This window comes from Pseudomonas sp. RU47, assembly GCF_004011755.1.
Lineage (GTDB): Bacteria > Pseudomonadota > Gammaproteobacteria > Pseudomonadales > Pseudomonadaceae > Aquipseudomonas.
In genome coordinates this window covers 2,183,295-2,208,487 of record NZ_CP022411.1, presented here as the reverse complement: position 1 = coordinate 2,208,487, position 25,193 = coordinate 2,183,295, and the positions used below count along the sequence as shown (strand labels likewise).

The following is a 25,193-nucleotide window of genomic DNA, read 5'->3' as shown; positions in this document are numbered from 1 at the left end:
GCTCTATGAAACCGCGCCTCAGTCTGTTGACCGTCTGCCTGATACTCAGCGCTTGCGGCAGTACCCCACAACCCCCGGACAGCGGCATCGTGCCGCCGGCCGCCTGGCAATCGCCGCAGAGCACCAGCGCCGAACGCGACGCCCTGCGCTGGTGGACGCGCTTCGCCAGCCCGCAACTCAATCAACTGATCGAACAGGCCCAGGTCGGCAGTTATGACCTGGCCGCGGCCATCGCTCGCGTCCGTCAGGCGCGTGCCGACACGGTGATTGCCGGCGGTTCGCAGTTGCCGGAAATACAAGGCACCGGCAATGCCAATCGGCAGAAGCTGTTGCGTGGCGAGGGCTATCGTCAACTGGATGCCGACAGCAGTAACAGGGCGGTGGACTACTTCGACGTCGGCCTCAGCGCCAGTTACGAAATCGACTTCTGGGGCGGTAAGCGCGCATCGCGCGACAGCGCACAGTTCAGTTTGCAGGCCAGCGAGTTCGATCGCGCCACCGTCGAATTGACCTTGCTCAGCGGCGTCGCCAACAGTTACACCCAGGTGCTGTCGCTGCAGGAGCAGAGTCGCATTGCCGAGCTTAATCTGGCCAACGCGCAAAACGTTCTGCAATTGGTACAGACACGCTACAACGCCGGCTCCGCCACCGCGCTGGAGCTGGCGCAACAAAAAAGCCTGGTGGCCGCGCAGCAACGCCAACTGCCGACCGTCCGGCAACAAGCCCAAGATGCGCGGATCGCGCTGGCAGCGCTGCTCGGGCGTCCGGTGCAAGACCTGCCGGCCAGCCACGAGTCCTTCGACCAGTTGCAATGGCCGCCAATATCCGCCGGCGTACCCAGCGAACTGCTGACGCGGCGCCCGGATATTGCCCGTGCCGAGGCCCAATTGGCGGCAGCTCAGGCGAACGTCACGGTGGCACGGGCGGCGATGCTGCCGAAAATCACTCTAGGCGCGAGCATTGGCTCCGGTGCCAACCAGGCGGATGACCTGTTGCGCAGTCCGTTCTACAACCTCACCGGCGGGCTGATCGCACCGATCTTCAACAATGGCCGTCTGAGCGCTGAACGCGACAAAGCCACGGCTCGTCAGCAGGAGCTGCTGGAAACTTATCGCGGCGCCATCATCAACGGTTTCGCCGACGTCGAAAAAGCCCTCAACAGCATCCGTGGACTTGATCAACAACGGCAGTGGCAGAGCGAAGAACTGAACCAGGCGCAAACCGCCTTCAACATCGCCCAGAGCCGTTATCAAGCCGGCGCCGAGGACTTGCTGACCGTACTGGAAACCCAACGCACGCTGTATGCGGCGCAGGATCAGAACGTGCAACTGCGGCTGTCGCGAATGCAGGCGAGCATTGCCTTGTACAAGGCATTGGGCGGCGGGTGGCAGGCACTGTAATCGCGCAGCCCGGCCAAGCGCTTTCGCGAGCAGGCTCGCTCCCACAAGAGATCACATTCCAATTGGAGGAATGCGGTCAACCTGTGGGAGCGAGCCTGCTCGCGACGAAGCTGAAGCGGTAATCAGGCCTGAGTCTGTTTGGCCTTCAGATTGCGCGCATACCACGGCCGTGGCGGCACGCGACGGAACAGTCCGGCGAGTTTCTTCTCGTCATTGAGGAAGGTGATGCGCAGCGCCAGCTTCATGGTCTCCGGGTCCATCTCCACCGTCTTGCCCGCCTGCAACCCCGGCGTAGTGCTGCAGCCATGGGTGACCGGCCCCAGCCACGGATCATCGACTTCGTTCCAGCGCCCTGGTGCAAACCACTGCACACCATTGACCACCTTGCGCGTGACCTCACCCGGATGGAAGCGCTCGTGCGCGCGAAACCAGTCTTCGATACGGTCGTCGATCCAGCCATGAAAATGCCAAAACGCCGGGTTGACGTGAGACGAAAAGGGATCGCCCAGAAAGTCGTTTTCCGCGCCATACCAGCGCGGCGCGAAATCGGCCTGATCGCGGGCAAACGGCACTGGCTGGCCATTGGACGGATCACGCGGCACCGACGCCCAGCGCATGTGCAGCCAGTCGTGCAGCCCCAATTCAACCTCGGAACCGAACTGACCGAGCGTGAGTCTGGCCAGGTACACCGGATCACGGTATTGCGACTCCCAGACCTGGAAGTTGCTTTCGTAGGTCTCGGCCGTCTTGATGTCGCTGACCCACTTGCTGTACTCGTCATCACCGTCCGCCAGCCATGCGGGCGGCAGCGCCGTGCCGTCATGGTTGTCGAAGTAACGGGCGAAGCCCGGGCGATCACGGATCAATTCCGGTTGTGGCAGCGGAAAGTATTGCCACGATGGCAGGTCCTGCATTGAACGCGCCGTGCCGAGCATGTGCCGATGCATGAAGAAGAAATCCACACCGGAGCCGTTGCGGTCCTTGCGCGGCCCACGGGCATCGCGCTCCTTGTCACGCGGTCCGGGCTGCCAGCCGATGCCGCGCAAGGCTTCACGTTTGTCTTCAGGCAAGGTGTGCCACTTGTCCCGCGTGGCATGCCACAACTGGTGGAACAGTCGGTGCTCGGGGGAAATCAACCAGGCCAGCAGCGTCGGATTCAACGGTGTCCGTTCACGCGCCTCGGGAAACAGTCGCTTGACTGCGACAAATCCATTGTCCTCTGCTGGCAAGGCCAGGGGGCGATCCAGACGCATCGCTTTTCCGCTTAGGGTGCCTTTGCCGGCGTTGCCGAAATCGGCCCAGACCTCATCGAGGATCATTTCCAGCTCATAGTTGATCTGGCCTTGTGCACCCACCAGCCGCCAACTCAGTTTCGCCGCATCGGCACCGGCCAGATCGCCAAGAATTCGGTAACGAGGTGTTTCGCCGGAGCGCAAACGCTCCGGCGTATCAAGAAAACCACAGACGCCACGACCTTTCTGGCCGATGTCGAGGAACACTTGCAGCCCTTGGGCCGGAAGCCCTTCAAGGCCTGCGTCACGGCCTTCGAAGCGAATATCCCAGACGCCCCGCAAGGCACTGGCCAAACGTTGCCCGGCGAGATCGGCGACGTCGAAAGACGCTTCACCCGGAGTGATCGTCGGATCCGGCTTCGTCCATTCACGATGCCCAAAATAAGCCGCCGGCACGGCAGCGCCGGTCAGCGCCAGGCCCGCCATGAACCATCGTCGAGAAATCTTCATTGCCCTACCTGTGTCAGCCATGAAGCAGGCTTTATCCAAGCTAGAACGTTTGCTGCCCGGGTAAATTTATGTGGGTTTGAAAAGATCGCAGCCTTCGGCAGCTCCGACATCGAATGTATATCCCTGCAGGAGCTGCCGAAGGCTGCGATCTTTTAACCTGGCAACCTAAATTCCACGGCCATCCACTCGTTCCTCCCAGATAGCAAAGGCTTTGCGCCTGCACCTCGATGGCGAACCCGACTGAGATGGCAATGACAAAACCACGTTCGAAAAAGGCTCTATTCATCGGCCTGCCCTTAGCCCTGGCGATCAGCGCCGGTGCAGGCTTTGCCGCTTGGCAGCACTGGTTCAAGGACGACCTTGGCTATGACGCCAAGATTGTGAAACAGGCAGATGAACTGCACGAACGCATGCTTTCTTTCGACAGCCATGTCAGCCTGACGCAGAACTTCGGCACCAACGGTAACGAAGCCGACAAGGATGGCTCCGGCCAGTTCGATCTGGCCAAAACCAGTCGCGGTCGCTTGTCTGGAGCGGCGCTGACCATTTTCGGCTGGCCGGAAATGTGGAACGGCCCCGATGCCCCCCACAAGCCGACTGCCGGCTTCATCGACGAAGCCCGCAACCAGCAGGAAATCCGTTACCGGATCATCTCCGGCATGGTTCGCGACTACCCCAATCAAGTCGCGATCGCCTACACGCCGGACGATATGCGCCGCCTGCACGGCGAAGGCAAGTTCGCGATTTTCATCAGCATGCTCAACGCCTATCCGCTGGGCCATGATCTGAATCTGCTGGACCTGTGGACAGCGCGTGGAATGCGCATGTTCGGCTTCAGCTACATCGGCAACAACGACTGGGCGGATTCGTCTCGCCCACTGCCATTCCTCAATGACTCACCGGACGCCCTCGACGGCCTCTCCGATCTGGGCAAGCAGGCGGTCAAGCGCCTCAATGATCTGGGCGTGATCATCGACGTGTCGCAGATGTCGACCAAGGCCCTTGAGCAAGTCGCACAGTTGAGCCGTACGCCGCTGATTGCCTCGCACTCGGCGCCGCGCGCGATGGTCGACATCCCACGCAACCTCAGCGACAAAGAGATGCAGTTGATAAAGAACAGCGGCGGCGTGGTGCAGATCGTCGCGTTCTCGCAGTACCTGCGCCCGCTGACCCAGAAGACCCAGGATCGCCTCAACGAGCTGCGCAAGGAGTTCGGCCTGCCGCCACTGCCGAACCTGGCGATGGCGCTGATGCCGGGCGACCCGATCATTGCGGCCTGGTCCGAAACGAAATTCGGCCTGTACGCCAGCCGCCTCTACGCGATCCTCGAAGACGAACCGAAGGCCAGCCTCAAGGATTTCGGCGACGCCATCGAATACGCCGTGCGCAAGATCGGCATCGACCATGTCGGTATCAGCTCCGACTTCAATGAAGGCGGCGGCGTCAAAGGTTTCGAGAACGTCGGCGAGATCCGCAATGTCACCGCTGAACTGCTGTCGCGCGGTTACTCCGAAGCCGACATCGGCAAACTCTGGGGTGGCAACTTCCTGCGCGTCTGGGATCAGGTCGAAAAAGCCGCGAAACCGGCGCTGGCCAACGCGCAGGGAACGACGCAGCCATGAGTAATCGTCGTGATTTTCTGAAACAGGCCGGACTGCTCGCCGCTGCGCTGCCACTGGGCGCCAGCCTGCCGAACATCGCCAGCGCTGCCGCTACGGCTGCGCCCCCTGCGCCAATGCCGCGCAGCAAGTGGACGCAGTTGCAGCAACTGTTCGATCAGGATCCGGACTACCTGCACTTTTCCAACTTCCTGATCACCTCGCACCCGAAACCCGTGCGCGAAGCGATCGAACGACATCGCGCCGCCCTCGACAAAAATCCCGGCCTGGCCATGGATTGGGACCTCGGCGTGATCGAGCAGCGCGAGGAAAACGTGCGAGTCTGGGCCGGCCAATACCTGCAAGCCAAGGCCAAACAGATCGCCCTGACCGGCAGCACTACTGAAGGTCTGACGATGATTTACGGCGGTGTGCATGTGCGCCCCGATCAGGAAATCCTCACCACCGCCCACGAACACTATGCCACCCACACAATCCTCGCCTTGCGCAAGGAACGTGAAGGCACGCAGGTGCGCAAGATCCGTCTGTTCAAGGATCCGCAGACCGCGACCAAAGCCGAAATCCTCACCGCCATCGACACGGCCATCCGCCCGGAAACCCGTGTGCTGGGCATGTGCTGGGTGCATTCGGGCAGCGGCGTGAAGCTGCCGATCGGTGACATCGGCGCCATCGTCGACAAACACAACCGTGGCCGCAGCGATGCCGAGCGGATCATTTATGTGGTCGACGGCGTGCACGGTTTCGGCGTCGACAACCTGAGTTTCGCGCAGATGAACTGTGATTTCTTCATCGCCGGCACCCACAAGTGGATGTTTGGCCCGCGCGGCACCGGCATCGTCTGCAGCCGTTTCGAGGAGGTCAAATACGTGACGCCGATCACCCCGACCTTCTCCGAGGCCACAGCGTTTTCCACCACCATGACGCCCGGTGGCTATCACTCCTTCGAGTATCGCTGGGCGCTGGACGAAGCCTTCAAGCTGCACCTGCAACTGGGCAAGGCCGAGGTCGAAGCGCGCATCCACGCGCTCAACAGCTACCTGAAGAAGCGCCTGCTGGAACACCCGCAAATCGAACTCGTCACCCCGCTGAGTCCGCAACTGTCGGCCGGTTTTACCTTCTTTCGAGTCAAGGGCCAGGACAGCGACAAAGTCGCCGCGTACCTGATGCAGAACCGCGTGGTTGCCGACGCCGTGAACCGCGATGTGGGTCCGGTGATTCGTACTGCGCCGGGCCTGCTCAACGACGAAGCGCAAATCGATCGTTTGATGGCGTTACTGGCCAAACAGCTGTAGGCGCCACGCTCCCACGTTTCCTTTCAACCTGTTATCGAGAGTCATGATGAACAGTAGTGAACTGCGTAATTTTTCCTTGAACGCGTTGCCCGCGCTCGGTCTGGCCGCATTGCTCGGTTGTACCTTGCCGGGGCTGGCGCAAGCGGCCGAACCGCTCAAACCGGGCAAAGTCTTCAAGGACTGCAAGGACTGCCCGGAAATGGTCGTGCTGCCCACCGGCACCTTCACCATGGGCACCCCGGAGGACGAAGTCGGCCGCGAGCCGGACGAAGGTCCGATGCACCCGGTGACCTTTGCCCAACCCTTGGCCATCAGTCGTTTCCAGGTGCTCAAAGGGCAATGGGACGCCTACCTCGCCGACACCGGCTATCAGATGCCCGACGGCGACAAACGCCCGGGCCGCGCGTGCAAGGCCGGTATTCCCGACTACGCGGGCAGCGATCCGAAAAAGCAGTACACCGACAAGCATCCGGCGGTGTGCATGGACTTTCCCGAGGCCGAGGCCTATGTAGCCTGGCTGTCGAAGAAAACCGGTAAATCGTATCGACTGGTCAGCGAATCGCTGCGTGAATACGCCGCCCGTGCCGGTAGCACCGGGCCTTTCCCGTTCCCCTTCGATGAGGGCAAGGAATACAGCATCGCCAAACACGCCAACACCTATGGCGCCGCCGACGGCTACAACTTCACCGCTCCGGCAGGCAAGTTCCCGGCCAATGCCTTCGGCGTCTACGACATGCACGGCAACATCTACGAATGGACCGCCGACTGCTACAACGAAAACTATGTCGGCGCGCCGAGTGATGGCAGCGCCTGGTTGACCGGTGACTGCAAGATTCGCCGCATCCGCGGCAACGACTGGGGTGAAGCACCGGTGTTCTCGCGCTCGGGCAATCGCAATGCCACCTACAGCGACACCCGCGGCGACTGGATTGGTTTTCGCGTCGCGCGCGATCTGTAAGGACAGCTGCACCGGCAGCCGCCACGACGGCGCTGGCCGCTCGCTCGTCGCTTCAGCCTCGATAAACCCGTGGTCGGCTAAATCGCCGCCCACGGGTTTCGTCTTTTAACCAGCCCAATCCTTGAAACGATGCCGTTAGCGGCACTAGAAGCGGAAACCTCCATGACCACAAAATCGCGCGGAGCCATCAGTGAAGTCCTCGGCCTGCTCAAGCCTTACCGGGTCGTCGTGGCGCTGTCGATCCTGCTCGGCATGCTCGGTGGCGTCAGCGTCACTGCCCTGCTGGCGACCATCAACAAAGCCCTGAACGGCACCGGTGTTCCGTCAGCCAGCGTGCTGCTGACATTTGCCGGCCTCTGCGCGTTTGCACTGCTGACTTCGATTCTGTCGGACATCGGCACCAACCACGTCGGCCAGCACATCATCGCCGGCCTGCGTAAATCACTCGGCGAAAAAGTCCTGCTCGCGCCTATCGAGCAGATCGAACGGTTTCGCAGCCATCGCCTGATTCCGGTGCTGACCCATGATGTCGACACCGTCAGTGATTTCGCGTTTTCCTTCGCGCCGCTGGCGATCGCTTTCACCGTCACCCTCGGTTGCCTGGGTTACCTGGCCTACCTGTCCCTGCCGATGTTTGCCCTGCTGTTGATCGCGATCGTGATCGGCACCGTCGTCCAATACATTGCCCGGGCCAAAGGCATCAAAGGTTTCGAAGCGGCGCGCGAGGCCGAAGACGAATTGCAGAAGCACTACAGCGCAATCGCTGCGGGTGCCAAGGAACTGCGTATTCATCGCCCGCGCCGCCAACGCATGTTCAGCCAGCGCATCGAGGGCACGGCGGATTACATCTGCAACACGCACATCCGCTCGATCAACACGTTCGTGGTGGCGAAAACCTTTGGCTCGATGCTGTTTTTCGTGGTGATCGGTCTGGCCCTGGCGCTGCAATCGTTCTGGCTCGGTACCGATAAAGCGGTGCTCAGCGGTTTCGTGCTGGTGCTGCTGTACATGAAAGGCCCACTGGAATATCTGGTCACCACGTTGCCGGTGGTCAGTCGCGCGAACATTGCCTTCAAACGCATCGCCGAGCTGGCCGAACAGTTTTCCTCGCCGGAACCGCACTTGCTCCTGCGCGAGTCGACGCCCGCGAGCAAGACCGCCGTGCAGCAGTTGCAACTGCATAACGTGCATTACGCCTTCCCGCCGGTTCAGGGCAGCGCAGCGTTTGAACTGGGGCCGGTCAATCTGGACATCGCGCAGGGTGACATCGTGTTTATCGTCGGCGAGAACGGCGGCGGTAAAACCACCCTGATCAAATTGTTGCTGGGACTCTATGCGCCACAACGCGGGGAAGTCCTGCTCAATGGCCAGGTGGTCGATGCCCAGGCTCGCGATGACTATCGCCAACTGTTCACCACGATCTTCGCCGACTACTACCTGTTCGATGAACTGGTACAGGGCGACAAACAAGTGCCGGCCGACACCAGCCGCTATCTGGAACGCCTGGAGATTGCGCACAAGGTGAGCATTAACGACGGTGTTTTCAGCACCACCGATCTGTCCACCGGCCAGCGCAAACGCCTGGCGCTGATCAACGCCTGGCTGGAAGAGCGTCCGGTGCTGGTGTTCGACGAATGGGCTGCCGATCAGGACCCGGCCTTCCGGCGCATCTTCTACACCGAGCTGCTGCCGGAGCTGAAACAGATGGGCAAGACCATCATCGTGATCTCCCACGATGACCGCTACTTCGACGTCGCCGATCAGCTGGTGAGGATGGAGGGAGGCCGAGTGGTCACCCACAAAAAGCCCCTCGAGACTGCTTGATCGATTGCACCTTTGCAGCCGGCCGGACACCCGTCCTGCCGGCCTTCAATCCGAATGTTTATCGCCGTGGACCCGACTGTCGGCAACGCCGTCAGCGCTCACGGTGCTGCCAACCACGAGAGCCCGATGAACGACTTACTCGATGATGAGGTACTGGCGCTGCTGATGGCAGATGCCGGCGAGCAATCCCAAGGCATCATTGCCCGTCCCCACCCGGCACCGGCCCCCCTCTCCTTCGCGCAACAGCGACTGTGGTTCGTACAACAGCTGACACCTGACAGTGCCGCTTACAACTTGCCACGCGCCGTACGCCTGAGCGGCGCCCTACAAGCACAGCATCTGGAAATGGCGCTGAATAAAGTCATCGCACGCCACGATGTCCTGCGCAGCGCGATCGTCGAGATCGACGGCGTAGCCATGCAGGTGGTCGATGCACACGCAACGCTGCAGTTGGGGTTCGATGATCTGCGCGGCCTGAGCGCTGAAGCGCGTGAACAGCAGATTGCCCAGCGCATTGGCGAAGAGGCCGCCAAGCCCTTCGACCTGAAACAGGCGCCACTGATGCGCGCGACACTGCTGCAAGTCGCTGACACGGAGCACTTGCTGTTGCTCAACATGCACCATATCGCCTCGGACGCCTGGTCCAACGCGATTCTGATGCAGGACCTGACCCGCGCCTACGCGCAAGCGGCAATGGGCATGAGCGCACCACTGGCGCGCCCGGCCATCCAGTACGCCGACTATGCCGACTGGCAGCGTGGCGACTATCTGCACAGCCCGGCCTGCAAGACCAGCGCCGAATACTGGCAGAATTATCTGGGCCAGACGTTGCCGCCGCTGGATCTGCCGGTGGACTTTGCGCGCAATGACCAGCATAGCCATGCGGCCGGCAAACACGACTTCAGCCTGCCCGCCACATTGGCGCAAGCACTCAATCGCTTCTGCCAGCAGCACGGTTTGACTCCCTTTGTGGTCGCGTTGGGTGCCTGGCAATTGCTCCTGAGCCGCTACAGTGGCCAGGACGATTTCACCGTCGGTGTGCCCAACGCCACACGCAACCGCAGTGAAATTCAGGACCTGGTCGGGTTCTTTGTCAGCACGCAGGTGTATCGCGTGCGGATTGACCCGCAGCAGCCTTGCAAGGACTTTCTGCTGCGTCTGCGCCGCGAATCGCTGGCCGCGCTCGACCATGCCGACTACCCCCTGGAATTGAGCTTCGACGACCTGCAACTGCAAAGCAGTCAGCAGATCAATCCGTTGTTCCAGGTACTGTTCAACTGGCGCACGGACGGCGGCACCTCGGTGCCGCTGAACCTGGGCGAATTGACCCTGGACTTTGTCGATGCCGGCAGCGGGCAGGCGAAATTCGACCTGTCGCTGGACGTCAGTTATTCCCTGAACCGCATCGACGCCAACATCGAATTCAGCCGCGACCTGTACCGCCCCGCCACCATCGAGCGGTTGGCCGGGCATTGGCAGAACCTGTTGCACGCCATCACCGCAAATCCCGATGTTGCCCTGAGCGAATTGCCGCTGCTGAGCGACACCGAGTGCCGCCAGCAACGCGAACAATGGAACCCAGCCGTTACGCCATTGCCGAGCGAAGGCGTGCATCAGCTCTTTGAACGCCAGGCACTGGCCACGCCGCATGCCCTCGCGCTGATTTGCGATGACGTGCGCATGAGCTATGCCCAACTCAACTCGGCAGCCAATGGTCTGGCGCAGGCCCTGCACGGCTACGGCGTGGGCCCGGAAGTGCGGGTAGGCATCGCGGTCGAGCGTTCGGCGCGGATGATCGTCAGCCTGCTGGCGGTGCTCAAGGCCGGCGGTGTTTACGTGCCCCTCGATCCCGAATACCCGCAGGAACGCCTGACGTGGATGATCGAAGACAGCGGCTTGAGCGTGCTGCTCAGCCAGCGCTCCTTGCTCCAGCGCCTGCCCTCGGTAGACGCGGTGAGCGTGCTGTGCGTCGACGAACTCGACCTCGCCGATAGCGCGCACAGCGACAACCCGACCTGCCGTACCCATGGCCATAACCTGGCGTACGTGATGTTCACCTCAGGTTCCACCGGTCGACCAAAAGGTGTGGGGATTACCCAGGCGGCTTTGACCCGGCACGCGCAAGTCGCCCTGGAATTCCTCGGCCTGACAGCCGCCGATCGTTCGCTGCAATTTGCCACGTTCAACTTCGATGCCTTTGTCGAACAGCTCTACCCGGCGCTGATCTGCGGCGCGTCGGTGGTACTGCGCGGGCCGGACATCTGGGACAGCCAAACCTGGTACCAGCAGTTGCTCGACAAGCAATTCACGGTCAGCGACCTCACCACCACGTACTGGAACATGCTGGCGAGGGATTTTGCCGCTGTCGGTGTCCGTGACTATGGCCCGTTACGCCAGGTGATCGTGGGCGGCGAAGCCATGCCACCGGAAGGCGTGGCGGCGTGGGGCAAGGCGGGACTTGACCATGTGCGCCTGCTCAACACCTATGGCCCGACGGAAACCACGGTCAGTGCCACGGTGCTCGATTGCAAGGACTACGTCACCGGGCATGCGCCACTGCCGAAAACCATGCCGATCGGCCGCCCCTTGGCTGGACGCGCCATTTACCTGCTGGACAGCGGTGGCCAACCGGTCCCGGTGGGCGTCGTCGGTGAATTGGTGATTGCCGGCGATCTATTGGCCCGGGGCTATTTCCAGCGCCCGGATCTGACCGCCGAACGCTTCATGCCTGACCCGTTCAGCACGCAGGGCGGGCGTTTGTACCGAACCGGTGATCTGGCGCGCTATCGCGCCGATGGCGTCATCGAATACGTCGGCCGACTCGATCATCAAGTGAAGATTCGCGGCTTCCGTATCGAACTCGGTGAAATCGAATCCTGCCTGCTGCAAATCCCGGCCGTTCGCGAAGCCCTGGTCCTTGCCCGCGAAGGATTGGCCGGGATGCAGTTGATCGGTTATATCGTGCCGAGCGACGGTGATTTGTCGAGTGAACAGCACGATCAACTGCGTGCAGCCCTCAAGGCTGAACTGAAAAGCCGTCTGCCCGCCTACATGGTGCCGAGCCATCTGCTGGTGCTGGAAGCCATGCCCGTCAGCCCGACAGGCAAGCTTGATCGCAAGGCGTTGCCGCTGCCTGACATCAGTCAATCGGAGACCCGCTTCAAGGCCCCGGAAACTGCATTGGAGCAAGCGCTGGCCGAACTCTGGCAGGAAACCCTGCACGTTGACCGGGTCGGCCTCGACGACAACTTCTTCGAACTGGGCGGGCATTCGATTCTGGCCATCCAGTTTATTGCCGCACTCAATGCGCGCCTGGGGATCAAACTCGCTTTGCAGCAAATGCTCGCCCACGCCACCGTCGAAGCCCTGGCGCAATTCATTGCTACGCAACACCAGCAGCAAGCCCAATGCGTGGTGGAACTCTCGGCCTCGGCCGCCAGCGCTCCACCGCTGTTCTGCCTGCATCCCAGCGGCGGCATCGTGTTCTGCTACCAACCACTGGCCAAACGCCTGAGCAAACACGCGCGCACTTTCGGCGTGATGCACACAGGCTTCGCCGACAAACACGCCCACGCCCAGACATGGGCGCAAATGATCGCCGATTACACCCGACAGATTATCGATAAACAGGCTGACGGCCCGTATCGTTTGATGGGCTGGTCGCTCGGCGGCTCCATCGCCATGGACATCGCCGCCGAACTGGAGCGTCAGGGACGTGAAGTGAGCTTCCTCGGTCTGGTCGATACCACACTGCCGGACAGCCTGCTGCCGGCAGATCTGCCGCGCAAACCGCTGGAAGAAGAAAATCCCGAGTACTTCAGTGCCCAAAATGAACTGGCGACGGCGGTGGAAATGTTCAGCCTGATGTTCGCTCACCTGCACGAGCCGGCGGCACGCTTCCTCGCCGAAAATCCGCAAACCGATCTCAAGGCTTTCTACCAGTGGGCCAGCCAACAGGCCGCCACCAGCGAACAGGAAATGGTGGCGACACTGGACGCCATCAGACAGGAAATCATGAACGCCCAGGCGTTCGAGATTCACGACCGACTGGTGAAATCCTACGACGCGTTCACGCTGCCGACGCTCAAGGTCGAGGCCAGTTGCTGGTGGTCGCTGTCGCACAAGACGCTGGAGCAGGTGTTGCACTCGGAACAGGTGCTGCGTGAACACACCGTCAGTGGACGCCTGCAAGGCTCGGTGCATTCCACCCTGCCCCACCGCAGCATGATTTACGGTGAGTCGTTGCTTGAGTCCTTTGAAGCGGTGTTCCTGACGTGTGAGGCGGCACTGAACAACTGACTTTCATACTGGCAAACAAAAAACGCAGAAGCGCTGGCTTCTGCGTTTTTGTTTGCGTGATTTGAAACATAACCTGTGGGCGGCATGCCAAAAAAAACGGCCCACACCCTCTTTCGAGAAGTGTGGGCCGCTTCGGTGAAGGCCCTTCAGTGCATCAGAACTTTGGGGTCCACTTCACGGAGAACATCAGGTTGCGTGGATCACCGAAGTTGTTGTTGCCGTCGAGCTGGTTGTAACCGGCCGCAATATACTTCTTGTCGAACAGGTTGTTGGCGTTCACGGCCAGACCGACTTCCGGTGTCAGCTGGTAACCGACACGGGCGTTCCATACGGTGTAACCCGCGACATCGTAGGTCCCTTCGTAACCCAGCGTATGGCTCTGAGTGGTGAAGCCCAGACCGGTGCTGACACGATCCCACTCACCCGGCAACTGGTAGTTGGCCCACATGCGCAGCATGTGTTTTGGCGTCCAGGTGCTGAACACGCGACCTTCCCTGTCCGGGTCTTTGAGGTACTTGGTGGTGTTGTAGGTGTAACCGGCAAACAGTTGCAGGTCTTCCACTACTTCGCCGCTGATCTCGGCGTCGATACCCTGGCTGCGCACTTTGCCCGAGGCCGTCGAGCAGTACGAACCGTCGCACTCGAAGCCACCGGCAATGTCGTTGACCGCACGGTTTTCCTGGTCGTAGCGGAAGAGTGCCAAGGAGGTGTTGACCCGGCCGTCCATCAGCTCGCCCTTGAGACCGATTTCGTAGTTGCTGCCGACCACCGGTTTGAGCACGGTGCCACCGGCATCGCGGTTGGTCTGTGGCTGGAACACGTCGGTGTAACTGGCGTAAACCGCCCACTCGCGGCTCAGGTCATAGACGATACCGGCGTAAGGCGTGACTTCCCCGGTTTCGGTCGCGGTGCTTGGGTCGTTCTTGGTGATGCCGCCGAACGAGGATTGCGCCTTGGATTTGTAGCTGAAGTCATACCAGCTGACACGGGAGCCGAGCACCAGGGTCAGATCGTCGATCGGCTTGACGCGCCAGGTGCCATACAGGCCTTTCTGGCGTACGTCGTATTTACTCAGCGTGCCGCGACCACCCGAAGCGATCAGGCTGTCGTAGTTGATATCGGGACGGTCATTGTTGACGCCGAAAATCGTGTCGCTACTGTTGCTGAAGGTACGGGCGAGCTGATCGTCCGTTTCGAGCTGGGAAAAGTTACCGCCCAACATCACTTCCTGCTGCATCGACAAGGCTTCGAACTTGCCATTCAGGTTCATGTCGATACCGACTTTTGTCGAGTCGAAATCCGTCACGAAGTTGGCGTACTGCACTCCGCTGCCATCCGGTTCCAGACCGTCGCCGGCACTTTGCACGCGCTGGTTTTTCGCCTTGTTGCTCTCGGTCATGCGCACCGCACCGACCTTGAGTGCCCAGTCTTCGTTGAAGCGATGTTCGAGGTCGGCGTAAAGCGTGGTGACGTCGATGTCGGAACTGTTCCAGCGTGCACCGGTGTAGGTGGAGCGCGAGACATCCGGCATCTTGCCGTTAGCGTAACGTGGCAGGCCACGAATCATCGGACGCGAATCACCGTCGGAACGGCTGACGGCCAGGCCCAGGGTGGTGTCTTCGCTCAGGTCGAAGTCCAGCGAGCCGTACAGCGACAGCGTCCGGCTCCAGTCGTGATCAATGAACGAGTTGCTTTGATCCTGATCGGCCACCAGGCGACCGCGGATGGTGCCGGCCTGGTTCAGCGGGCCGCCCGCGTCTACTTGCAGACCGTAATGGTCCCAGGAGCCCGCCTTGGCGGTCACGGACACAGTCGGTGCAGCCTGGCCGCGCTTGCGCACCAGGTTGATGGCGCCACCCGGGCTGCCAGTGCCTTGCAGCAACCCGGAGGCACCGCGCAGGATTTCCAGGCGATCGAAAAACACCAGATCCTGAGTCGCCCAGTTACCCAGCGAATAGGTGTTGCGTGGAATCGGTACGCCATCGTACTGCCAGTCATCGATCTGGAAACCGCGCGAGGAGATGATCAAACCCTTGCCGACGCCCTGCAGACCCACGACACCGGTGGTCTGGTTCAGCGCATCCTTGAGGTCGACCAGGTCCTGGTCGTCCATCTGCTTGCGGGTCATCACCGTGACCGACTGGGGGATTTCCTTGAGGGTGTGGGTGCCCTTGCCAATCGTCACTGCGTTGGAGGTGTAGGAGTTGCTGCCTTCGGTCGTTGCGCCGACCTGACTTGCGCTGATGTTGGTCGCGCCCAGTTCCAGGCCCTGGGTGTTGCTGCCCCGCACCAGCATCAGGGTGTTGCCCTCGACGCTGTAGCGCACATCGGTGCCCTTGAGCAATTCGGCGATGGCCGCCTGCGGGCTCATCTTGCCGCTGACCGCGTGGCTCTTGAGCCCGGCCATGTCGTCAGCGTTGTAGATCACTTGCTGGTTGGTCTGCTGACCAAACGCCTGCAGCGCCTGTGGCAACGATTGCGCAGGGATATTGATGCTGACGCTTTCAGCCATCACCTGAGCGCTCAAAGGCAATACACAGACCAGCCCCAGCCCCGTCAACACTCGGCGTGAACGCAGGCCGCGGGACATGACGAGTGCCTTGAACAAAGGTTTCAACTCATGAATTGCTGACATCGTGCTCTCTATTATTGGTAGAAGTGAAAGTCCATTGGGCCGACGGGCCCGCCGCTGTCTGCACACGTGAACCGCACACTGTCGCTGGCCCTGCGGGCGACCTGGCAGTGCGTGGCGATCTGCCCCTCCCCGGGCTCGATCATCTGGCTGGACATCGGCGAAATATTTTCTGCTGAACAAACCGGTGCATTGGCGGCCCTGCCTGACACGATTTGCCCACATACCCTATTAAGACGCAGCACCTCCAAAAAACCGGAATGAGTTTATTTATCATTAACGCAAAAAGTTAAAAAAAAGGCCGACGCTGTTGGGCGACGGCCTTTTGTTTCTTTCTGTGTCAGCTGGTTTGCGCAGCCTTGGCGGCCTGCAACTGTCGCGCCTGCTCGGTCAGACGCGCCTTTTCCTCGGGACTCATCGCCTCCATGCGCAGTCGTACCTGAGCCATTTTTTCCAACTGCCCCGGGCTGCTTTCCACCGCCCGCAACGCCAGCGCCAACGACGCCACGGTCGGATGATCGAAAACCAGTCCCGGATGGATTTCGCATTGCAGCAACTTGCGAATACCGGCCACCAGTTTGATCACCAACAACGAATGGCCTCCGGCCGCGAAAAAGTCGCGCTCGATGCTCAAGCGTTCAAGCCCAAGCAGTTGCGCCATGCGCACGGCGAGCAATTGCTCAAGTGCATCACGCGGCGCAACGCCTTCGTCATCCGCTGCCGTAGCGGCCAATTGTTGCAGCGCCTTGCGATCAATCTTGCCGTTGGCCAGCCGTGGAAAACGCTCGATCAGTTGCAGGTGTTGCGGCACCATCACCGCGGGCAGACGTGCACTCAGTTCGGCACGTGCGGTGTCGAGCTGACCCGCGGTTGCCCCCGGTTGCGCCACGATAAACGCCAGCAGGCCTTGTTCAGCCGACGCGGCAGGCAGCACCAGCGCTTCGGCAACCGCTGGCAGGCGCAGCAGCTCGGCTTCGATTTCCGCGAGTTCGATACGGAATCCGCGCACCTTGACCTGCTGATCGCGCCGACCGTGCAACTGGATCGCCCCGTCAGCGCGGTAACGCGCCAGATCTCCGCTGCGATACAGACGCTGCGCAGGATCGAATGGACTCTGCACGAACGTCTGCGCATCAGCCTCGGCATTCAGATAACCACGGCACAATTGCGCACCGCCCAGGTACAACTCGCCCAGCACACCGACGGGGGCCAGACGCAAATCAGCGTCCAGCACATACACCTGATTGTTGCCCAGCACGTGGCTCAGCGCCGAGCAATCGCTGGCCGTGCCGTCCAGTGTCAGTGGATGAATCATCACGCCGACGGTGGCTTCGGTCGGGCCATAGTGGTTGAACACCCGGCAATCACTGCGCAGCCGCGCAATGCGTTCGATCAGCGTCGGCGCAACCGGCTCGCCGCCCAGCACCAGCGTGTGCGGCAAGGTTGCCTGCTGATGATCGAGCAACGCCGCAAGGTGCGACGGGACGATTTTCAGGCAATCGATCTGATGCTGCTGCAGGTACTCGGCGAACAACGCACCGTCCTGCATCTGCGCATCGCTGGCAACGTGCAGGGTCGCCCCATTGAACAACGCCCCGAACAACGCCGTGTTGCCCAGATCTGCCGCGACAGTGGAGCTGAAGCCGATGTTTTTGCACTGTTCCAGACCCAGTGCCTGACTGGCCTGAGCGACGTAATTGAACAATTGTCGATGCTCGATCACCACACCTTTAGGCATGCCGGTAGAGCCGGAGGTGAACAGCACATAAGCGATGTCGGTGCCTTGCGTCGCGAGCGCCGGCAACGGCGCGCCCGATGCGCCGAGTTCTGCCAGCGTGCGAGCTTTGTACGGCTGATCCTGCCAAGCCGTGACGTGCGCCGCATCGGTCAGCAACAGTGCGGCGCCGGCCTGTTCCAGCATCAATGCCTGACGCGCCTGCGGCCATTGCACATCCAGCGGCAGATACGCGCACCCGAGGCGCCAGCTCGCCAACATTGCGATCACCAGATCCGCCGAGCGTGGCAACGCCAGCGCGATGATCGAGCCTGCGCTGACACCTTGATTGTTCAGGCCCTGGGCGGCGCTTTCGACGCGGGCTTGCAACTGGCTGTAGCTCAATGGCTGCCCAGCATCAGTCACGGCGATGGCATCCGGCGTACGCAGCGCCAGATCAGCGATGCGCTGTGGCAGATAACGCTGGTCGGCCAGCATCTGTATCGCCGGATTGATCGCCAGCAAGCGCTGTTCGGCGGCGCGGCTGAGCAGGTTGAGTTGCGCCAGCACGGTGTGCGGCGCATCGACAATCGCGCTCAACAGCACGCCGAACTGTTCCAGTACGGCGTTGGCTGCCGCTGGCGAATAGCGCGAAGCGGCGTACTGCAGACCGACACCGGCAAGACGCTGGTTGTCGTCCAGTTGCACCTGCAACAACAACTCGAAAGCATCCGGTTGCACCTGCACGGCGTCAGCCGCGTTCCAGCGCAGACCGCCGCTGCTCGCGGCAACGCCGATCTGGCCAAGGCTGAAGCCGTAGGCCGGATGTGCTGCGTCGGGCGCCAGTTCCGGCGTCCAGTATTCCTGCCAGGTGCGATGCTCTTCGAGGCGCGCCGCCAGTTGCCCCAGCCAGTCACTGAAGCGCGCACTGCCAGGCAGTTCCAGCGAGAGCGGCAAGGTTTTCTCGAACACGCCCACGGCGTTGGCGAAATATTCATAGTCAGCACGGCTGTCATGCCGCAGACCGACCAGTGCCTGATCAAGCCCGCTCAAACGCCCCAGCAACACCCACCACGCACCTTGCAGCAACGTGGCGACTGGCTGACCGAGCTGCTCGGCCAAGGCATGCAGAGCATCACGCTGCGCCGACTGCAGATTCAGCGATACGCGCGAATCGGCAGCACTCGCTTCGAGGCTGGCGCTGCGAGCGGCCAGCCATGGCGTTGCGATGTCCGCCTGCACACCTTGCAGGTGCTGCTGCCAGTAGCTGCGCGCGGTGACGGCGTCTTCATCGAGCACCACCTCACTGCGCCATTCCAGATACTGGGCAAACTCCCCCGACTCTTCGTCTTCGGCTGGCTGAACCCCGGCGTACGCTTGCTGCACTTGCTCCAGCACAAGGTTCAACGATGGCGTGTCGGCACTGTAGCGAGCAATGCCCAGCAGCAGCTGCCATTGCTGGGGCGCCAGGCGATAAAGCACGGCCTCGACACTGGCTGATTCGCCGACGACAAAGGCGCGTTCCCGCGATTCGCTGATTTGCGCCTGAACGTCCTCGGCGCACTGCTCGCCGGCATGGATCGTCAGCGGGAAACGTCCGACGTCGGCCGCAGCCTGACGCAAACCGTGGAAACCGCTGGCCTTGCCCAGCCGCGCCAACAGCATCGGCTGCTGTCTCAGCACGGTATCGAACGCGGTCTGCAAACGTTGCGGGTCAAGATCTCCGTCAATGACAACGCTGAGCCAGCGCAAGGCCTCGCCACAGGTGGCGGTGTTCGACAGGCGCTCAAGCAGCGCCTGTTGCTCAGGCGTCAGGGCGAAACCCGGATCCTGCTCGTCCTTCATGACTTCGCTCATGCGCCGCTTTCCTCGGTGTTCAATGCCGCCCGGGCGTTGCTGGCCGGGCGCTCCAGGCTGCTGTGGTCGTACATGTCACCCATGGCGACGACAATCTTGCGCGGACCCTCGAACGGATCGCGGGCATGCGCCACCAGCATGTTGTCGAGCAGAATGGCATCGCCTTTCTGCCAGTCGAATCGCACGGCGCACTCTTCGTACAGCTCGCCAATGCGCTGCATCACGTCGTCTTCGATCGGTGTGCCGTCGCCGTAATACACGTGACGCGGCATGCGCTCGGCGCCGAACATCGACAACAGGTCTTCACGCACATCCGGCTCCAGCCAGTAGATGTGGTGCAACTGCACCTGATTGAAGAACGACTTGGCGCCGGTGATCGGGTGACGAATGATCGCCGGTCCCGGTGTGCGGGTTTGCAGTTCGTTGTTGTCGAGCCAGCGCCACTCGATACCGCCGGCGCGGCAGCGGGCTTCGACTTCGGCACGGTCTTCGGTCTTGAAGAAGTGCTGCCACGACACGTCGAGGTTGTCGGTGAAGGTGCGCACATACAGCAAGCCTTTGGACTCGAACTTGTCACGCAGGTCTGCCGGCAGTTTTTCGTACATCAAGCGGCAGTCGACTACCGGCGTTGCACCGCCGACCGGCGCCGCTTGCTCGCAATAGAACATCTGCTTGCGCGGCCAGCGATCCTGGTGCGAGCTCTCGTTGTGGAACAGGATCATCTTGCGTTCCGGGTACGGCGTGGAGCGGTAAGTGTTCTTGCCGCCCTCCTTCTTCGGCAGATCGCCGTATTGACCGTACAGACCTGGCTGGATCGCTTCGGCGAACGCTTCAAAACCCTGGATGCCGTCGAGCTCGAAACCGCGAAAGAGAATGCCGGCGTGAGTCGCCAGTTTTTCTTCGATCAGCGGCCGGTTGTGCTTGATCCACTCGATCAAATCCAGCTGCGGCTCGTTCGGTTCCATCAACAGCGGGAACGGCTGCGGCGCAGCGATCAGCGATTCGCGGATCGGCGCCGGGCGAACCTTGGCCACCGGGGCGGCGCCACGCTTGAGGAACTTGCCCAGTTTGTCGGCCTTGGGTCCGGGGGCAGCGGGTTTGGCGGCCACTGCTAAATTGTCGACTGGCATGCTGATAGCTCCCAATTGAATGTCCTGATCAGCGACGATCTGTTCCAACAGGGCTATCCAGGCCTTCACCAGGTACTGAATGCGCTCGTGTCCGAACAAGGTTGTGGCGAATTGCCAATTACCCAGCAATTGCCCTTCTTCTTCGTCAACGAACAATGCCATGTCGAATTTAGAATGGCTCTGCAGCGCCGCCAGCGGCTCGACGCTCAGACCGCCCATGGATTGGGTGCGGCCCGGCAGGTTGTTCATCACGAACAACACTTGCACCAACGGGTTCATGCCCTTGTGTCGCGGCACGCCACAGGATTCGACGATCATGTCCAGCGGCAGGTCCTGATGCTCCAGCGCGCCGAGCAGGGTGTCCTGAGTGCGCGCCAGGAATGTCGAGAACGCCGTGTCTGCCGAGAAGCGTGAACGCAGCGGCAAGACGTTGACGAAGAAGCCGATCAGCCGCTCCAGCTGCGCCTGCTCGCGCCCGGCAACGTCGGCGCCGACCAGTACGTCGTCGCCGCCGCTGAATTGATGCAACAACACCTGGAACGACGCCAGCAGCGTGCTGTACAAGGTCACGCCCGCATCACTGGCAACCTTGCGCAAGGCCTGGCTCAAATCCTTCGGCAGATGAAACTGCACGGCATCACCGTCGTACGACGCCACCGGCCCGCGCGGGGTGTCCAGCGGCAGGTTGAACTGCCCGCTGTAGCAACTGAGTGCATCTCTCCAGTAATCCGCCTGCTGGCCGAGAATCCCTTGGCGTTCCAGTTCCTGTTGCCACAGGGCAAAGTCCGAGTACTGCACTTCCAGCGCCGGCAACGGCGTGGTGTCACCGGCCTTGCTCAACTCATGGATCTGCACCAGTTCGTTGACCAGTACGCCCATCGACCAACCGTCAGAAATGATGTGATGCATGGAGAACAGCAGCACATGCTCGGTCGGCGACAGATGCAGGATGCGCCCGCGCCACAATGGCGCCTGCTCCAGATCGATCGGCGTTCGCGCGTTATCCAGCGCTGCTTGTGCGACCTGTTCTTCCTGAGCACTGCGCGACAGACCGGACAAATCGAGCAACGGGAAGTCGACATCGACCGTCTCGGCAATCAGCGCAATCGGATCACCTTCGTCATCTTGCGAATACGCGGTGCGCAACACTTCATGACGGCGCACCACTTCGGCAAAACTGCTCATGAAGCGCTCGACCGACAGCTCACCGCGCAAGCGCAGGGCCAGCGGCATGCCGTAGGCCGAACTGCCGCCGGACAATTGCTCGGCGACCCACAAACGCCGTTGCACCAACGACAGCGGTGCCGTCGACTTGGCGCCCCAGGCCTTCAGTGGAACTGCCTGACTGGCCGCCCCGCCGAGGGCCGGTGTCTGATCTTCGGCCATCCAGGTGGCCAGATCCTTGAGACGCGGGTAGTTGAACAGGTCCCGCAGGCTCAACGTGCCGCCGGTCAAATGGCGCAAACGCGAGACTGCCTGAGTGGCCAGCAGCGAGTGCCCGCCCAGTTCGAAGAAATGATCCTCGCGGCTGACCTGATCGAGCTCCAGGACGTTTTGCCAGATGGCTGCGATCTGCTGTTCCAGTTCACCGACCGGGGCAACGAAGTCACCCGCCGCGACAAACGCGTCGATGCTCGGCAAGGCTTTGCGGTCGACCTTGCCATTCGGCGTCAGCGGCAGGCTGGCGAGGAACAGCACGTGCGCCGGAATCATGTAGTCCGGCAGGTGCACCTTGAGTTGCGTCTTCAGCGCTTCGCGCAGCAGCGCTTGCGCGGCCGCATCGGCGCTGGCCACGGTCGCATCATCGACCACCACATACGCCACCAGTTGATGGCTGGAGGCGATCGGTTGCGCCACCACCAGTGCCTGGCTGACGTTGTCGATCTGCAACAGACGCGCTTCGATTTCGCCCAGCTCGATACGGAAACCGCGCACCTTCACTTGGTGATCGATACGCCCGACGTATTGCAACGTGCCGTCGCCCAGATAACGGGTCAGGTCGCCCGTGCGGTACATACGCTCGCCATTGCCGGCGAACGGATTGGGCACGAATTTCTCTGCGGTCATCGCCGCCCGGCCCAGATAGCCACGGCTGAGGCCGGCACCGGCCAGGTACAACTCCGCCGACACACCCTGTGGTGCCGGTTGCAGATCGCCGCCCAGCACATAACTGGCGGTGCGGATCATCGGTCGACCGATGTTCGCCGTGCCGCCTGCCTCTCGACGGGTCCAGGTGGAGTAAACGGTATCTTCCGACGGGCCGTACAAGTCGAAGATATCGGCGATGGTCGCCTGTTGATACAGCGTGTCCACGAGGTTCTGCTTCAGCGCTTCGCCGCACAGGTTGATGATGCGTACGCTGGCAGGAATATCGCCAGAGTCTTGCAAGGCATTGATTGCCGACGGCACGGTATTGATCAGGCGCACCTGATCGCGCGCCGGCAAGTGCGGCAACTCCAGTGCGTTGCGCGCAATGATCAACGAACCGCCATTGGCCAGGGTGACAAACAGCTCCCACACCGACAGGTCGAAACACACCGACGTCGAAGCGAGCACACCTTGAATGTCCTCGCGGCTGTAGAGGTGCTTCGACCAGTCGCTGAGCGCCATGATGTTGGCATGGCTGATCGATACGCCTTTGGGCTTGCCGGTGGAACCAGAGGTGTAAATCACGTAGGCAAGATTGTTCACACTCACGCCAGTGACAGGCGCGACCGTGCTGTAGGCCGAGAGATCCAGTTGATCCAGCAGCAACACTTGCATGTCGCTGGCGAGCGACAAGGTGGCCGCCACATCGGTCTCGGTCAGCAGCACGCGGGCGCGGCTGTCCTCAAGCATGTAGGCGACCCGATCCGCCGGGTAATCCGGGTCCAGCGGCACGTAGGTGCCACCGGCCTTGAGGACCGCGAGCAATGCCACCAGCAGATTGTCGGAGCGCTGCATCGCCACACCGACGCGCACTTCGGCGGCGACGCCCGTGCTGATCAAACGGTGCGCCAGACGATTGGCCCGGGCATCGATATCGCCATAGGTGAAGGACTGCTGGCCGAACGTCACGGCGCGCGCGTCCGGCTGGGCAGCGACCTGACGCTCGATGGCCTGGTGGATGCAAATCGGCTCTAGGTCAGCGGTTGCCTGCGGATTCCAGTCACGCAGAATACGTTGCTCGTCACCTTCCTCCAGCAAGTTCCACTCGCCCAGGCAGGCATCGACGCTGGCGTGCATGCCGCTCAACAGTTGCTGCAACTGTGTCGCCAGTTTGATCACGGTGCTGGCGGCAAAGCTTGTGTGCTGATAGCTGAAGTGCACGGTCAGTTGCTGATCGAGGTTGACCATCAACGTCAGCGGATAGTTGGTCTGCTCATACCGGTCAACCTCGCCAAAGCGCAGGTCAGCCGATTCGGCTTGCTGCAAGGCTTCGGCAATCGGGTAGTTCTCGAACACCAGAATGTTATCGAACAACGCCTCACCGCTCTGCCCTGCCCAACGCTGAATGTCGAACAGCGGTGTGTGCTCTTGCTCGCGCAGCAACAGGTTCTGTGCCTGCACCTGTTGCAGCCATTGCGGCAACGACTGTTCGGCACGTGGGCTGGCAATGATCGGCAAGGTGTTGATGAACAGACCGATCTGGCCTTCGACGCCATTCAACTGCGCCGGACGCCCCGATACCGTGGCGCCGAACGTGACAGTGTCCTGCCCGGTGTAGCGTTGCAACAGCAACAGCCACGCGGCTTGCACCAGCGTGTTGACCGTGACCTTTTGCGCCCGGGCAAAACTGTTGAGTTCGGCGGTCGCGTGAGTGTCGAGGGTCAGCAGGTATTCACCCTGACCGGTGACGGTTGCATCAACGAGGTGCGGCACGGCATCGGCCAGATACGTCGGTGTCTCGAAGGCGGCCAGTTGGCCCTTCCAGAAGTTTTCCGTGACCTGCGCATCCTGCTGCGCCAACCACTCGATGTAATCGCGATAACGCCCCGCCCCCATCGCCGGCGCGTGGCCGTGATAGCGCTGCAATACATCGCCGAGCAACTGCGAGTTGCTCCAGCCGTCCATCAGAATGTGGTGCGAAGTGTAAATCAGATGGAAACGCTCAGCCGCCACCTGCACCACGACCAGACGCAGCAACGGTGCCACGTGCAGATCAAAACCTTGCAGGCGTTGCTCAAGTTCCAGAGCTTTCAGGGCTGGCGCCAGGTCGCCGCGATCACGCCAGTCGAGCACGCTGAACGGCACTTGCAAGCCTTTGTGCACCACTTGCAGGGCGTTGGGCAGATCGCCTTCCCAGACAAAACCGCTGCGTAGCACTTCGTGGCTGTCCATCGCCGCTTGCCAGGCATCGCGGAAACGCTCGACCTGCAAGCCATCGACGGCCACACACATCTGGTTGATGTAATCACCGGACTGTTGCGCGTAAAGGGTGTGGAACAGCATGCCCTGCTGCATCGGCGACAACGGATAAATGTCTTCAATCTGCTGTGGGCGGGTTGGCAAGCCGTCAAGCTGCGCCTGGGTCAGGCCGGCCAGCGGGAAGTCCGAAGGCGTCAGCCCAGCGACGCCCGGGGTCAGGCAATGGCCGATCAAAGCGGCCAGTTCCTCGGCGTAATCCGCCGCCAGTGCTTCGATCACAGCACTGTCGAAACGCTCGCTGCTGAATGTCCAGCCTACGCGCAATTCGCCGCCGTACACCTGACCGTTGAGGGTCAGCCAATTGCCCATTGGCGCATCC

General features: G+C 61.4%; 10 protein-coding genes (1 of these 10 only partly in view). 6 read left to right on the top strand and 4 right to left on the bottom strand.

Annotated features, from left to right (window positions below; translation table 11 throughout):
• Positions 1-5 precede the first annotated feature (5 nt).
• On the top strand, positions 6-1,400 hold the full coding sequence (locus tag CCX46_RS10025; RefSeq protein ID WP_127926548.1) for an efflux transporter outer membrane subunit: 1,395 nt from the start codon (positions 6-8) through the stop codon (positions 1,398-1,400).
• A gap of 122 nt (positions 1,401-1,522) precedes the next feature.
• Here the strand turns inward: CCX46_RS10025 and pvdP are convergent, their stop codons facing one another.
• Positions 1,523-3,142, bottom strand: a complete 1,620-nt coding sequence (gene pvdP, locus CCX46_RS10015; protein WP_127926546.1) for a pyoverdine maturation tyrosinase PvdP — start codon at positions 3,140-3,142, stop codon at positions 1,523-1,525.
• A 251-nt stretch (positions 3,143-3,393) separates the two neighbouring features.
• Between pvdP and CCX46_RS10010 the strand changes: the two genes are divergently transcribed.
• From CCX46_RS10010 to CCX46_RS09990, 5 genes are all read left to right on the top strand, one after another.
• Positions 3,394-4,764 (top strand): dipeptidase, encoded by a 1,371-nt coding sequence (locus CCX46_RS10010; RefSeq protein WP_127926545.1) that lies wholly within the window; start codon positions 3,394-3,396, stop codon positions 4,762-4,764.
• Positions 4,761-6,053, top strand: a complete 1,293-nt coding sequence (pvdN, locus tag CCX46_RS10005) for a pyoverdine-tailoring periplasmic protein PvdN (RefSeq protein WP_127926544.1) — start codon at positions 4,761-4,763, stop codon at positions 6,051-6,053. The genes CCX46_RS10010 and pvdN overlap by 4 nt, the downstream gene beginning before the upstream one ends.
• Positions 6,054-6,099: 46 nt before the next feature.
• Positions 6,100-7,011: a dihydropyoverdine dehydrogenase gene (gene pvdO, locus CCX46_RS10000; protein WP_127926543.1), complete on the top strand. Its 912-nt coding sequence runs from the start codon at positions 6,100-6,102 to the stop codon at positions 7,009-7,011.
• 162 nt (positions 7,012-7,173) lie between these two features.
• Positions 7,174-8,835 (top strand): cyclic peptide export ABC transporter, encoded by a 1,662-nt coding sequence (locus CCX46_RS09995; protein ID WP_127926542.1) that lies wholly within the window; start codon positions 7,174-7,176, stop codon positions 8,833-8,835.
• Between the two features lie 126 nt (positions 8,836-8,961).
• On the top strand, positions 8,962-13,134 hold the full coding sequence (locus tag CCX46_RS09990) for an amino acid adenylation domain-containing protein (RefSeq protein ID WP_127926541.1): 4,173 nt from the start codon (positions 8,962-8,964) through the stop codon (positions 13,132-13,134).
• A 154-nt stretch (positions 13,135-13,288) separates the two neighbouring features.
• Here the strand turns inward: CCX46_RS09990 and CCX46_RS09985 are convergent, their stop codons facing one another.
• From CCX46_RS09985 to CCX46_RS09975, 3 genes are all read right to left on the bottom strand, one after another.
• A complete protein-coding gene (locus CCX46_RS09985; protein WP_127926540.1) occupies positions 13,289-15,769 on the bottom strand; it encodes a TonB-dependent siderophore receptor in 2,481 nt (826 codons plus the stop codon).
• A 337-nt stretch (positions 15,770-16,106) separates the two neighbouring features.
• The gene (locus tag CCX46_RS09980; RefSeq protein WP_127926539.1) at positions 16,107-19,337 is read right to left on the bottom strand and encodes a non-ribosomal peptide synthetase; all 3,231 of its coding nucleotides are present in this window, start codon (positions 19,335-19,337) and stop codon (positions 16,107-16,109) included.
• On the bottom strand, positions 19,334-25,193 hold the 3' portion of the coding sequence (locus CCX46_RS09975) for a non-ribosomal peptide synthase/polyketide synthase (RefSeq protein WP_127926538.1). Its footprint extends 7,667 nt past the window's final position; 5,860 of the gene's 13,527 nt are visible here — the last part of the coding sequence; the start codon falls outside the window, past its right edge; its stop codon occupies positions 19,334-19,336. Before CCX46_RS09975 ends, CCX46_RS09980 begins: the two co-directional genes overlap by 4 nt.